13 protein-coding genes are annotated in these 13,367 nt (G+C 62.7%); 8 read left to right on the top strand and 5 right to left on the bottom strand.

What is annotated here, in order from left to right:
- Nucleotides 1–102 precede the first annotated feature (102 nt).
- From AC3WQS_RS09890 to gluA, 4 genes are all read right to left on the bottom strand, one after another.
- A complete protein-coding gene (locus AC3WQS_RS09890; protein ID WP_007735172.1) occupies nt 103–999 on the bottom strand; it encodes an amino acid ABC transporter permease in 897 nt (298 codons plus the stop codon).
- A complete protein-coding gene (locus tag AC3WQS_RS09895) occupies nt 996–1,676 on the bottom strand; it encodes an amino acid ABC transporter permease (RefSeq protein ID WP_019748198.1) in 681 nt (226 codons plus the stop codon). The genes AC3WQS_RS09890 and AC3WQS_RS09895 overlap by 4 nt, the downstream gene beginning before the upstream one ends.
- Before the next feature lie 99 nt (nt 1,677–1,775).
- Entirely contained in the window at nt 1,776–2,612 is an 837-nt protein-coding gene (locus tag AC3WQS_RS09900; protein ID WP_020907523.1) for a glutamate ABC transporter substrate-binding protein, read from the bottom strand.
- Nucleotides 2,613–2,738: 126 nt separating this feature from the next.
- Nucleotides 2,739–3,467: a glutamate ABC transporter ATP-binding protein GluA gene (gene gluA / locus AC3WQS_RS09905; RefSeq protein WP_007735175.1), complete on the bottom strand. Its 729-nt coding sequence runs from the start codon at nt 3,465–3,467 to the stop codon at nt 2,739–2,741.
- Between the two features lie 231 nt (nt 3,468–3,698).
- On the opposite strand from gluA, the gene miaB reads away from it, so the two are divergent.
- Nucleotides 3,699–5,246: a tRNA (N6-isopentenyl adenosine(37)-C2)-methylthiotransferase MiaB gene (gene miaB, locus AC3WQS_RS09910; RefSeq protein WP_020907524.1), complete on the top strand. Its 1,548-nt coding sequence runs from the start codon at nt 3,699–3,701 to the stop codon at nt 5,244–5,246.
- On the top strand, nt 5,243–5,833 hold the full coding sequence (locus tag AC3WQS_RS09915; protein ID WP_243617211.1) for an Rv2732c family membrane protein: 591 nt from the start codon (nt 5,243–5,245) through the stop codon (nt 5,831–5,833). The genes miaB and AC3WQS_RS09915 overlap by 4 nt, the downstream gene beginning before the upstream one ends.
- Nucleotides 5,834–5,925: 92 nt before the next feature.
- On the opposite strand, the gene AC3WQS_RS09920 is transcribed toward AC3WQS_RS09915, so the two are convergent.
- On the bottom strand, nt 5,926–7,311 hold the full coding sequence (locus tag AC3WQS_RS09920) for a DUF349 domain-containing protein (protein WP_492712462.1): 1,386 nt from the start codon (nt 7,309–7,311) through the stop codon (nt 5,926–5,928).
- Between the two features lie 139 nt (nt 7,312–7,450).
- Between AC3WQS_RS09920 and AC3WQS_RS09925 the strand changes: the two genes are divergently transcribed.
- The 6 genes from AC3WQS_RS09925 (at nt 7,451) to AC3WQS_RS09950 (ending at nt 13,344) form a co-directional block, all read left to right on the top strand.
- Nucleotides 7,451–8,212, top strand: coding sequence for a class III extradiol dioxygenase subunit B-like domain-containing protein (locus AC3WQS_RS09925; RefSeq protein ID WP_492712461.1), 762 nt, complete (start codon nt 7,451–7,453; stop codon nt 8,210–8,212).
- Nucleotides 8,200–9,135, top strand: coding sequence for a tRNA (adenosine(37)-N6)-dimethylallyltransferase MiaA (gene miaA / locus AC3WQS_RS09930; protein ID WP_492712460.1), 936 nt, complete (start codon nt 8,200–8,202; stop codon nt 9,133–9,135). Before AC3WQS_RS09925 ends, miaA begins: the two co-directional genes overlap by 13 nt.
- 84 nt (nt 9,136–9,219) lie before the next feature.
- Complete coding sequence (locus AC3WQS_RS09935; RefSeq protein ID WP_492712459.1) at nt 9,220–9,891, top strand: class F sortase; 672 nt, start codon at nt 9,220–9,222, stop codon at nt 9,889–9,891.
- A gap of 32 nt (nt 9,892–9,923) precedes the next feature.
- On the top strand, nt 9,924–10,793 hold the full coding sequence (gene dapF / locus AC3WQS_RS09940) for a diaminopimelate epimerase (RefSeq protein ID WP_492712458.1): 870 nt from the start codon (nt 9,924–9,926) through the stop codon (nt 10,791–10,793).
- A gap of 75 nt (nt 10,794–10,868) precedes the next feature.
- A complete protein-coding gene (hflX, locus tag AC3WQS_RS09945) occupies nt 10,869–12,344 on the top strand; it encodes a GTPase HflX (protein WP_003942213.1) in 1,476 nt (491 codons plus the stop codon).
- Nucleotides 12,337–13,344: a hypothetical protein gene (locus tag AC3WQS_RS09950; RefSeq protein WP_492712457.1), complete on the top strand. Its 1,008-nt coding sequence runs from the start codon at nt 12,337–12,339 to the stop codon at nt 13,342–13,344. Before hflX ends, AC3WQS_RS09950 begins: the two co-directional genes overlap by 8 nt.
- Nucleotides 13,345–13,367 lie beyond the last annotated feature (23 nt).

Below are 13,367 nucleotides of genomic sequence, written 5' to 3' on the forward strand. Positions count from 1 at the left end.
TCAGAGCAACAGGGCGGGGGTACCACCGAAATTCGGTGGTACCCCCGCCCTGTTGTGTATTCGCGCTAACGCGGCTGGATTCGACTCACGGCTCCATCTGATTCACGGCTTGGTCAGGTCCATGCCCGGAACCGAAACGGCTGGGTCGGCGGACGGAGCCGCGATGGGGCCCTTACCCTTTCGCTTTCCGGAACGCAGGCGCTTCTCCACCTTGGTTGCCAGGAAGGTCAGAGCCGAGTTGAGAGCGATCATAATCGCGGCGACCACGATGAGCGCCGGCAGGAAGTTTCCGTAGAAGGTGCCGAGTTGTTGGGCCTGACGCACCAGCTCGACATACCCGATCAGGTAACCGAGGGCGGAGTCCTTCAACGCCACGACCATCTGTGAAATCAGTGCCGGGAGCATGGCGGTAACCGCCTGGGGGAGCAGGATCGTCACCATGATCTGCGTCTTGCGCATGCCCAGTGCCTTGGCGGCCTCACTTTGCCCTCGTGGGAGTGAGTTGATTCCGGCACGGACGATCTCGGCGATCACTGACCCGTTGTACAGAGTCAGACCCACGACGACTGCCGCGAGTGCGAGGTACTTGGACTTGAAGACCTCGTATTCGGCGAACACCTGATACGAGAAGATCATCAGAATCAGAACCGGTACTGCTCGGAACAATTCGACGATGACGCCGCAAATCTTCCGAATGATGTTGTGCTCGGAGAGTCGGCCGATACCCAGGGCAGAACCGAGGATGAGCGCGAAGACGATGGACATCGCAGCCGCGATCAGCGTTCCCCGGATGCCGGGTATCAGATACGTTGTCCACGACGTGGATTCGAGGAACGGATCCCACTTCGCTGCTGTCAGCTGGCCCTTTTCGTCGAGTGCGCGGTAGATGACGTAACCGATTGCGACCATGAGTGCAGCGACGACAAGGGATGCGAATCGGTAGAGATTTCGCGCTCTGGGGCCTGGCGCGTCGTAGAGGACTGTTGCGCGGTTGCTCATCGTGAAACCTCGAATCGCTTGCTCAGCTTGCCGAAGATCAAGCCCATGGGAAGTGTCAGGATCACGAAACCGACAGCGAAGATTCCACCGACGACGAAGATCGCCGCTTCGTTTTCGATCATCTTCTTCATCAGCGCTGACGCTTCGGATACGCCGATCACCGCGGCGATGGTCGAGTTCTTGGTCAGTGCGATCAGCACGCTACCCAGCGGTGCTGTGACCGCGCGAAATGCCTGAGGCAGGACGATCAGCCGAAGATTTTGTGCAAACGACAGACCGAGTGATCGGCCCGCTTCGGCCTGGCCGACCGGAACGGTATTGATTCCCGATCGAAGTGACTCACACACGAACGCGGCGGTATAGACACTGAGGCCGAGTACTGCGAGTCGGAAGTTGTTGTCTGTCAAGAACGTCGGTGAGTCCGACTTGGCGAGATTGACTCCGAGCGTCTGCGACAGACCGAACAGACAGAACAGCAGAATCAGTGTCAGGGGGGTGTTGCGGAACACGGTCACGTACGCGGTACCCAGGAATCGGGCGACCGGAACCGGTGACACGCGCATGGCCGCGATCAGGACACCGATGATGACGGCGCCGATCGCGGAGAAGAACGTCAGCTGGATCGTGGTCCAGAAGGCTTCCAGAATCTGGTCGCCGTACTTGCTCAGAAGGTTCACTTGCCGTCTCCCCAGATCACGGGATCTCCGTTGGTGGCGTCACGCGCTGCGGCTCCCGAAGTGGGGAGCCGCAGCGAGATTGACGGTGAAAAAAGCAGGTCAGTAACGATCAACGGTGGGCGGGGCCGGGATCGGGTAGCCCGAAGCACCAACGGTGTTGTTGAAGGCTTCTTCCCACGCGCCGGTGGAGATCATCTTCTCGATGGCATCGTTGATCTTGCCGCGACCCTCGGAATCGTCCTTGGCCAGGCCGACACCGTACTTTTCGGTCGTGAACGGTTCTCCGACGACCTTCAGCTCGCCCGGGTACTGGGCAGCGTAGCCGGCGAGGATGATGTCGTCGGTGGTGACAGCGTCGACAGCGCCGTTGCGCAGAGCCTCGACACACGCGGAGTAGGTGTCGAGCGGCTGGAGCTGGACGTCCTTTGCGTAGTTGTCCTGGATGTTCTGCGCCGGAGTCGAACCCGACACCGAGCAGAGCTTCTTGCCGCCGGTCAGGGAATCAGGGCCGGTGATGTCGGTGTTGTCGGAGCGAACGAGCAGCGACTGGCCTGCGATGAAGTACGGGCCGCCGAAGCTGACCTTTTCCTTGCGCGTGTCGGTGATCGAGTATGTCGCGACGATGTAGTCGACCTCGCCGTTCTGGATCAGGGTCTCGCGCTGGGCTGACGGAGATTCCTTGAAGGTGATGCCTTCGGGCTTTACGCCCAGTTCGTTTGCGATGTAACGGGCTACCTCGACGTCGAAGCCGGAGAAGGTGCCGTCAGGGTTGCGCTGACCGAGGCCGGGCTGATCGAACTTGATGCCGACGGTGAGAGTGCCGTCGGAAGCGCTCTCGGTGATCGACTTGTTCTCCTCGCCGCCGCCACAGGCCGTGGCAGCGAACGCGATGGCCATGATTCCGATTCCGAAACGGACGGAACGATTGATCTTCATGAAGATCCTCTCAGTTGTCGACACACGAACAGTGCAGTCGAGATGAACGGTGCAGCCGAGGTGAACGGTGCAGTCGAGCAAGTTGTCTTGTGGACGAGGACAGGACTGTCGGAGGGGAGACTGTAATCAGTGCGTGAGGATCTTGCCGAGGAAGTCCTTGGCCCGATCCGACTTGGGATGGGTGAAGAACTCTTCGGGCGTGGTGTCTTCGACGACCTGGCCGTCAGCCATGAACAGCACACGATCGCCGGCTTTGCGCGCGAAGCCCATCTCGTGCGTGACCACGAGCATGGTCATGCCTTCCTTCGCGAGGGAGGTCATGACGTCGAGGACTTCGTTGACCATCTCGGGGTCGAGAGCGGAGGTGGGCTCGTCGAACAACATCACTTTCGGCTGCATCGCAAGAGCGCGAGCAATGGCGACACGCTGTTGCTGACCGCCGGAAAGCTGCGCCGGGTACTTGTCGGCCTGATTGGCGATACCGACACGTTCGAGCAACGCCTGCGCGGTCTTCTTGGCTTCGTCCTTTTTTGCCTTGCGGACCTTCATCGGTGCGAGCATGACGTTCTCGAGGATCGTCTTGTGCGCGAACAGGTTGAAAGACTGAAAGACCATCCCGACGTCGGCACGAAGCGCGGCAAGTGCTTTGCCCTCTTCAGGGAGCGTCTTGCCGTCGACGGCGATGGTGCCGGAGTCGATGGGTTCGAGGCGATTGATGGTGCGGCACAGAGTCGATTTACCGGAGCCCGACGGACCGAGGACGATCACCACTTGGCCCTTGGGTACCTCGAGATTGACCTCTTGCAGGACGTGAAGTTCCCCGAAGTGTTTGTTCACCGAGGTCATCGAAATCATGGATGTGGAATCGCCGGAGGTGGTCGGCGTCGTCGCATCGTCGGCTTGGGTCATAAACGAGAACCTTAGGCGTAGTTTGCGTCGACGCCCGTGATTTCGCCATGGTTCTTGCCATATGTAATGGAAATTTTACTGTGACGACGTTTATGTCGCGTTTCGGCTGTTTATCAGGGCGTTATTACACGTCGTAGTGGACGTGAGCTAGGCTGAAGCGTGTCACTGATCGACGAAATGTCCCCTGCACTTCCGGAGCCGACTGCAGTTCCGGAGGCAACTGCTACGCCTGTTCGCACCTACGAGGTGCGGACGTACGGCTGTCAGATGAACGTCCACGATTCCGAGCGACTGTCCGGTCTGCTCGAGGACGCCGGGTATTCGAAGGCGGAGACCGGAACCGATCCTGATCTTGTCGTCTTCAATACGTGTGCGGTCCGCGAGAACGCGGACAACAAGTTGTACGGCAACCTCAGCCAACTCGCCCCCAACAAGGAGGCGAACCCCGACATGCAGATCGCGGTCGGTGGGTGCCTGGCGCAGAAGGATCGTGACACCGTCGTCAAGAAGGCGCCGTTCGTCGATGTCGTCTTCGGCACTCACAACATCGGCTCGCTGCCCGCGCTGCTCGACCGCGCGCGCCACAATCAGCGCGCCGAGGTCGAAATCCTCGACGCACTCGAGGCGTTTCCGTCGACACTGCCAGCCAAGCGCGAATCTGCTTATGCAGGTTGGGTTTCCATCTCGGTCGGCTGCAACAACACGTGCACGTTCTGCATCGTTCCGGCCTTGCGTGGCAAGGAAGTGGATCGACGTCCCGGCGACATTCTGGCCGAGGTGCAGGCACTCGTCGACGAGGGTGTCTCGGAAGTGACCCTGCTCGGACAGAACGTCAACGCCTACGGCGTGTCGTTCGCCGATCCGGAGCAACCGCGCGATCGCGGAGCCTTCGCCTCCCTCTTGAAGGCGTGTGGACACATCGACGGCCTCGAACGGGTCAGGTTCACATCGCCGCACCCGGCAGAGTTCACCGATGACGTCATCGAAGCGATGGCAACCACTCCCAACGTCTGCCCGCAGCTGCACATGCCGTTGCAGTCCGGTTCGGACAAGGTTCTCAAGGCGATGAAGCGCTCGTACCGCAAGTCGAAGTACCTCGGGATCATCGAGAAGGTGCGCGCCGCAATGCCGCACGCCGCCATCACCACGGACATCATCGTCGGGTTCCCGGGGGAGACGGAAGAGGATTTCCAGGAGACGCTGGACGTCGTGCGTAAGGCGCGATTCTCCAACGCCTACACCTTCCAGTACTCCAAGCGCCCGGGCACGCCGGCGGCGGAGATGGCCGATCAACTCCCCAAAGAGGTTGTCCAGGAACGCTACATGCGATTGCTCGCGGTTCAGGAAGAAGTGAACATCGAGGAAAATCGCAAACTCGTCGGCACCGAGGTAGAACTGCTGGTGGCTGCGGGTGAGGGCCGCAAGAACGCAGCGACTCACCGTCTCAGCGGTCGCGCGCGAGACGGCCGCCTGGTGCATTTCCGACCCGAGGGAAACCTCGACGGCACAATCCGACCCGGCGACGTGGTGACGGTCGTCGTCACCCACGGAGCCCCCCATCACCTCGTGGCAGATGACGGAGTGCTCACACACCGTCGGACCCGCGCCGGTGATTCGTTCGAAAAGGGCATCACACCCAAGACCCCGCCCATCGGCGTAGGTCTCGGACTACCGAAGATCGGTGCCCCAGCCCCACAACCCGTCCAGATGGGATGCAACGCATGACCTCGCAACACGAGAACAAGACACCTCAGCCGGGCGACGACGCCTTCGAGGGCTACCGCAAGGACCTCGACGACGCGGAACGCAAGGTCGCGGGAGAAATCGATCCGGGTGCGCGCGCCATGGTTGTCGCGGTTGCGGTGCTTGTGCTGGTCGGCACCCTTGCACTGCCCCATGCGGGAGTGGCGAACGGTTGGGATGTGCTCGCGTACAACCAGGACGCCGAAAGTGAACGGATTGCACTGTTCTCACGCTTGTTCGTGTGGTTCGTTGTCATCTTCGGCATCGGATTCTCGATGCTCGCGCTCGTGACGCGGCGCTGGAGTCTGGCGTGGGTCGCGCTGGCCGGTAGTGCCGTGGCGAGTGCGCTGGGAATGATGGCCGTCTGGTCACGTCAGACCATTCCCGCCGGATTCAACGTGGCAGGACCGTCGATCGGGCTGGTCGTCGGATGGTTTGCCGTCGTGTTCTTGACGTTCCATTGGCTCAAGGTGGTCTGGACGCGAACCAACATTCAGCTCGCCGCCGAGGAGCAACGCCGGATCGCTGCGGCTGAAGCCGAGAAGCATCAGGAATGGAACGTCGGCTGACACGGAAGTTCTCTTAGCCAATAGCGCACTACAACGCCGGCTGACTCCTTTCGGAGTCAGCCGGCGTTGTAGTCGTACTCGTTTGTCGTCTGCTACTCGCTGACAGCGCTCTCGGCTGCTTCGGCCCACTCACGCCACTGCTTTGCCTGAGCGAGAGCCTTCTCGGCGTCCTTCGTCTTGCCGGCAGCCTGAGCCTTGGCGGCCTGCTCCTCGAACTGGCTCACCCGCTCCTTGAACTGCGCGACCCGGGCAAGTGCTTCCGGATCGGTACGACGCCACTCGGCGTCGACGGCGTCGCGCACCTTGGTTTCGATGGCCCGGAGCTTCGCTTCGAGTTCCTGCATCCGGTCGCGCGGCACCTTGCCGATCGCGTCCCACTTCTCCTGCAGGTCGCGCAGCGCTGCACGAGCATTCTCGAGTCCGTGCGCCGGGTCGATGTTCGCGTTCGCAGCGAGCAGCTCTTCCTTCGCGACTGCGTTCTGCTCGAATTCGGCGTCGCGCTCGGATGCAGCAGCGTTGCGTGCGGCGAAGAACACGTCCTGAGCGCCCTTGAAGCGCTTCCACAGGTTGTCGTCGGCCTCGCGCGGTGCGCGGCCGGCAGCCTTCCACTCGCTGAGCAGATCGCGGAATTCTCCAGCGGTCTGTCCCCATTCAGTGGAGGTCGACAGCTTCTCGGCGCGCTCGACCAGTTCTTCCTTCGTCGAACGTGCGCTCGCACGATCACGATCGAGTTCGGCGAAATGCGCTCCACGCCGTCGGTTGAAGGACTCGCGAGCCTTGGAGTACCGCTTCCACAGTGCGTCGTCGACTTTGCGGTCGATTCCGCGAATGGTCTTCCACTCGTCGAGAATCTCGCGCAGTCGATCACCCGCGGTCTTCCACTGGGTCGACTCCGAACCGATCTGTTCGGCCTCGACTGCGAGGGCCTCCTTGCGGGCGGTGCTCGCGGCGCGAGACTGTTCCTTCTCTTCCTTCGCGTGTGCTGCGGCCTCGTCGGACCCGGCAACGATCACGTCGAGTCGGCGGGCCAAAGCGTCGAGGTCACCGATCACGGCAGCGGTGGAGAGGGATTCGGATAGAGCGATGGCGGCAGCCTTGGTCTTCTTGGCGTCTCCGGCGCCCGACGTCAGTCGAGCCTCGAGTAGTGAGACCTCGGTCGCGAGGTCGTCGTAGCGACGACCGAAATGGGCGAGGCCCTCGGTGGCGTCGCCGGCCTGCCACGAACCGATCTGGCGTTCACCGTCAGCGGTCTTCACCCAGGCGGTTCCGTCTTCCTCGACGCGGCCGAACTTGCTCGGGTCGCTGGCCGGCGCGGCGGTGACGGCATGCGAGGCTGCCGGGCCGGGGCGAGGTGCTCCGGGGCGGGGCGCACCGGAGCGTGGTCCACCAGGTTTGGGAGCACCGGGTTTGGGTGCTGCCGGGCTCGGGCTGGCCGAACTGCTGTCGGCGCCGGTGGTGGGTTCACTGTTCTCGGTCATCGGTCCTCGTCTCTGCCGCGCGTCACGGCTGCCTGATCGCATTCCTGGTTCCATTGAACCCGGTACTCACGTTCTCCGACTATTGAATCAGGTAAGAGGGTGTGAGGTCGCCACCTCGGGGTCGACTAGCGTGGCAACTGTGTTGACTTCCGCTGTTCTCGTCCCCTCGGCGCCGTTACTCGTGCCGGAATTGTCCGGTGATTCGGCCGAGTCCGCTCAGGTGCGCGGCGCGGCGACGGCCGCCGTCCGCCGGCTCTCTCACGAGGCGGTTCACTGGGTGGGCGTCGGTGTCGGCCCCGAGAATGCAGAACCCGAGAATGCAGCAGGCGAACTCTGGCGATCGGGCGTCGGACGTGGGCAGATCGGTACTTTCGCGGGATTCGGCGCCGATGTCCGGACGTCTCTGGACGCGGATGCGGCAGGCCAACCCGTGCCATCTCTCGAACTGTGCGCCCTTGTTGCCGGCTGGCTGCGTGCCCGAGCGGACGTGGAGATCACTGTCGACATGCACGTCGTCAGTGCAGAGGCGTCGGCGAATGAATGTCGTGAATTCGGGCAGCAGCTGCGCAAGCAACTCGACAGCGACAACCGACCGCAAGGGCTTCTGATCGTGGCTGACGGTGCGTCCACGCTGACGGCAAAGGCGCCCGGAAGCTTCGACGAGCGCGCCGCGGGCGTGCAATCGGCCATCGACGATGCCCTGTCCGCCGGTGACCCGGAGGCGCTTCTTGCTCTCGATCCGCAGCTCTGCCGGAGTGTCGGAGCCCAGGGGCGCGCGGCGTGGCAGGTCCTGGCCGGTGTCTTCATGGGCTCGTCTCGGTCAACCACGACACGTTCGGTGGTCGACTACAGCGATGCGCCGTTCGGCGTCGCTTACCACGTCGGGACGTGGCGGCGGTGAACGTCCCTGAAGAACTTCGCCCGATCGCAGTTGTCGGTCCGACCGCGTCGGGAAAGTCCGATCTCGCGTTGGCACTGGCCGAGGAATTCGGCGGTGAGATCATCAACATCGACGCGATGCAGCTCTATCGCGGCATGGATATCGGGACCGCCAAACTGACGCCGGCCGAGCGTCGCGGGATTCCGCATCACCTGCTCGACGTTCTCGACGTGAAGGACACCGCCACCGTCGCACGTTATCAAAGCGACGCGATCGCGATCGCCGAGAATCTGATCGCGGCGGGCAAGGTTCCGGTGATCGTCGGCGGATCCATGATGTACGTCCAGTCCCTACTCGACGAATGGTCCTTTCCGGCAACGGATCCCGCAGTTCGTGCGAAGTGGGAGGCAGTGCTGGCCGACGGTGGGGTCGGTGCGGTGCATACGGCGCTTGTTGCTGCTGATCCGGTAGCGGCGGCGTCGATACTGCCGACGGACGGTCGGCGGATGGTTCGGGCGCTCGAGGTCGTCGAGCTGACAGGTCTGCCGTTCGCGGCCTCAGCTCCGCAGATCGGTGACCCTCGTTGGGGAACCCGCATTCTCGGCGTGGATCGGGATACGGAAGAACTCGACACACGGATTCGGTTGCGAACCGAACTGATGTTTTCAGGCGGACTTGTCGACGAAGTCGCCGTACTCGTCGAGCAAGGATTGCGTGAGGGCGTCACAGCGCCGCGAGCCATCGGCTACGCACAGGTGCTCGCACATTTCGACGGTGAATACGATCTGGCCGAGGCACTCGAACGGACGTTCATCGGGACGCGGCGCTACGTTCGCCGCCAACGATCATGGTTCCGTCGTGACGCACGCGTGCACTGGCTCGACGGTGCCGATCCGGAGCTGGTTCGCTCGGCCTTCGCTGCCCTTGCAGATCGCGGCCTGTAACACGATCACGCCGATCAGCTATCTTACAGTTAGCTCTTTCGCGATCCATTCGTTTCGCGATCGACGGACTGGAGGACAACGAACATGGCGCAGACCGGGACACACGCGCGACCGAGAGGCCGACGCGCGGGTCGGCTGCCGCTTCTCCTACTGCTCGTCACATTTCTCGCGGTCGGCGGGGTGCTCGTCTATTTTGCGGTGAGTGCGGCCGGGAAGCCCATCAGCGCACCTGTTCCCGAATCACCCTTCGACGTGGGAGCCCCAACCGATCCAGGGGCGAGTTGGGCGCCTGCGCCAACGGATCTGCCGCCGAACACGCTTGCGATTCCCGATCTGGATGTGCGAGCCGACATCGTGACCAGTGGGTTCGGCGCCAACCGCGGAATGATCCTTCCGCATCCTGACAAGGTTTCGCATTTCACCAACGGCGTGCAGTTCGGATCTTCGGAGGGCACCAATCTTGTTGCCGGCCACGTCGACGACGGTGATCGCACGCACGGCGCCTTGTGGGCGCTGCACCAGATGAAGCCCGGAACACCGATCTATGTCAGTGACGACACCGGAACGATGTTCACCTATCACGCAGCGAGCCTGAAGCTGTACGAAAAGGTGGCTTTGCCGGCCGAGTTCTTTTCCGAAACGGGTGCGCCCAGGCTGGTCCTCGTGACCTGCGGCGGCGCAACCGTGCCCGACCCCTCGTTGCCGTCCGGCTTCACGTACGAACAGAACGTCGTGGTCACCGCGTCACCTGCGTGAGTCGGTCGGTAGGTCCGGATAGGATGGCGACCATGGATTTCAGTAAGGGCCACGGCACGCAGAACGACTTCGTTGTTCTCCCTGACCTTGACGTTCGGGTCGATCTCGAGCCGGCGCGAGTTTCAGCGTTGTGTGATCGTCAGCGTGGCCTCGGCGCCGACGGCATCCTTCGTGTCGCCCGGGCAGGCGCACTTGCGGACGCGGGCGTGCTCGGTGCGCTGCCCGACGGCGTCGCTGCCGAAGACTGGTTCATGGACTACCGCAACAGCGACGGCTCCATCGCGGAGATGTGCGGAAACGGAGTTCGCGTATTCGCCCACTATCTCAAGGCCTCGGGCTTGGAGAGCAAGGACGAGTTCGTGGTCGGCAGTCGTGCCGGAGCGCGTCCGGTCGCGGTGCACGGCTACGACGCCACACATGGTGACGTGACCGTGGCGATGGGCCCGATCAAGGACCTCGGCACCAGTTCGGCAACAATCGACGGCCGCGTCTTCGCCGGCGTCGGCATCGACGTCGGTAATCCGCATTTGGCGTGTGTCGACGAGCACGTGACGGCAGAAGTTTTGAGTGCGCTCGATTTGAGTGTTTCTCCGGGCTTCGATCCGGGGTTCTTCCCGCACGGGGTCAACATCGAGATCGTGACGCCGATCCACGACGGTGGGGTCCACATGCGCGTACACGAGCGTGGCGTGGGCGAGACTCGTTCCTGCGGAACCGGAACGGTCGCAGCTGCGGCCGCGGCGCTGAAGTTCGACGGCCGCGACGAAGGCTCGGTGCTGGTGCGCGTGCTCGGCGGCGAAGTGCAGGTCACCGTCGAAGGCGGCGAAGGGTCGTTGCGGGGGCCCTCGGTTCTGGTGGCGAGCGGGACGATCAGCGATGCCTGGTGGCAGTCGCTCGTGTGATATCGCCCGCGGGAAATACGCCTGCAGGAAATACGGATGCACCGTGGCCAGGTTTCGTGGGACCATGGATCTTGTATGACGAACACACATGAAAACGAAGAGTCCACCGCTCACGAGCAGTCCGAGTACGCGCAAGCCGAATACACGGCAGCGTCCGCATCGGGCAACCCGTCGACCGGTGAGATGCAACTCGCAGATCGCGGCGCCCTGCGCCGCGTGGCCGGTCTGTCGACCGAGCTCGAGGACGTCACCGAAGTCGAGTACCGCCAGCTTCGACTCGAAAGAGTTGTCCTGGTCGGCGTCTGGACGCAGGGAACTGCCGAGCAGGCCGAGGCGAGCATGACCGAGCTGGCCGCACTGGCAGAGACGGCCGGCTCCGAGGTCCTCGAAGGACTGGTTCAGCGCCGCGACAAACCCGACGCTGCCACCTACATCGGTTCCGGCAAGGCTCAGGAACTGCGCGAAGTAGTCCTGGCGACCGGCGCCGACACCGTCGTCTGCGACGGTGAGCTGACGCCGGCGCAGCTCACGGCGCTGGAGAAGATCGTCAAGGTCAAGGTCATCGACCGGACGGCTCTGATTCTCGACATCTTTGCTCAGCACGCCACGTCTCGTGAGGGTAAAGCCCAGGTGGCTTTCGCTCAGATGGAGTACATGCTCCCGCGTCTGCGTGGTTGGGGCGAGTCGATGTCGCGCCAGGCCGGTGGCCGTGCCGGCAGTAACGGAGGTGTGGGCCTGCGTGGTCCCGGTGAGACGAAAATCGAGACGGACCGTCGCCGTATTCGTGAGCGCATGGCAAAACTGCGCCGCGAGATCAAGGGCATGAAGGCCGCCCGCGACACCAAGCGCACCCGTCGACTGCAGAGTGACATCCCGTCGATCGCCATCGTCGGATACACGAACGCGGGCAAATCGAGTCTGCTCAATTCGCTCACCGGATCCGGTGTGCTCGTGGAGAACGCGTTGTTCGCCACCTTGGACCCGACAACTCGCCGCGCCGCACTCGACGACGGCCGCGAGTACGTACTCACCGACACGGTCGGCTTCGTGCGACACCTTCCGACTCAGTTGGTCGAGGCATTCCGCTCGACTCTCGAGGAAGTGACCGACGCGGATCTGCTTCTGCACGTCGTCGACGGTTCGGATCCGTTGCCGACAGAACAGATCAAGGCTGTGCGGGAAGTCGTCACCGATGTTCTGCGCGAGACGGATTCGAAGGCTCCGCCGGAGTTGATCGTGGTCAACAAGATCGACGCGGCAGATCCGGTTACCTTGACGCAACTACGTGGTCTGCTGCCTGGTGCCGTGTTCGTCTCGGCGCGGACCGGTGAAGGAATCGCTGAACTACGAGCACATCTCAGCGAGGTGCTGGTTCGGCCGGAGGTCGAGGTCGACGTGCTGGTGCCGTACACGCGCGGTGATCTGATGGCTCGAATCCACTCGGACGGAACGATTTTGGAATCGACTCACGAAGAGGCGGGAACGCGGGTGCACGCACGCGTGCCACAGATGTTGGCCTCGGCATTGGTGGAGTACGCACCTAGTGCGTAGTTTCGGGGTCGTGGTCGCGGTGCTTGCTGCGACTACGGCAACCGCACTGCTTCCCGGAGCGCTCGCACAGGCGTCGTCGTTCGAACCGAGCGAGTTCGCCCCACTCTGTACACCTACCGATCCTGCGCTCCAGGAGTTGTCGGGGATGGTCGTCGTCGACGATCGGATCTACGCGATGGGTGACGGCGGCAGTGACGACTTCGTATTCGAAATGGACCTGAACTGTGTTGTCCAGAAACAGATTCCGGTTCCGATCGATCCATACGACGTCGAAGATCTTGCGGTGAGTGGTCGAACGCTCGTTCTGTCGGATACCGGCGACAACCTCCGAACCCGCGACACGGTGGCGTTCATCACGATGGACCTCGATTCCGGTGACGGTACGTTGCACCGCCTCACGTACCCGGACGGCGCGCACGACACCGAATCGATTCTGCTCGACCCTGATGGCCATGTGTTTGTCGTGACCAAGGAATTGTTCGGCTCCAGCAGTGTCTACACACCCTTCGGGGATCAGAAACTGAGTGACTTGGCGCAACCCGGCCCGACGCCGCTCGAGCGCGTCGGAGCCGTATCTCTCGGACCGGAGAAGCCCGTGTCGGTGATGTTCACCGGGGGAGCGGTGTCGTCGGACGGCTCGGCGATCGCACTTCGGAGTTACTCCGATCTGTACCTGTACGAAGTCGTGGACGGCGGAATCGGCGCGACGCTCACCGATACCGAACCCCTGCGGATCCCGCTCCCGACGGAGCCTCAGGGCGAGGCCGTGGCATTCAACGACGCGGGCGATGTTCTGATCGGATCGGAATCTGCCGGCGGAGCTTTGCCGCCGGTTCACGTGATGCGCGCGCTCGTGGAAGCGACCGAATCGACGGCTGACTCGTCTGCCGGTTCGGTCGGCGTCGGGGTCGATCCATGGACATTCGTGTGGGCCGGATTGGTCGCGGCAGGATGCGCGCTCGGGGGCGCGGCGTTCGTGAGATCTCGACGACGCCGCTGATTCCCACCAATTCCACGAATTCG

The organism is Rhodococcus sp. FW305-130, from assembly GCF_058788335.1.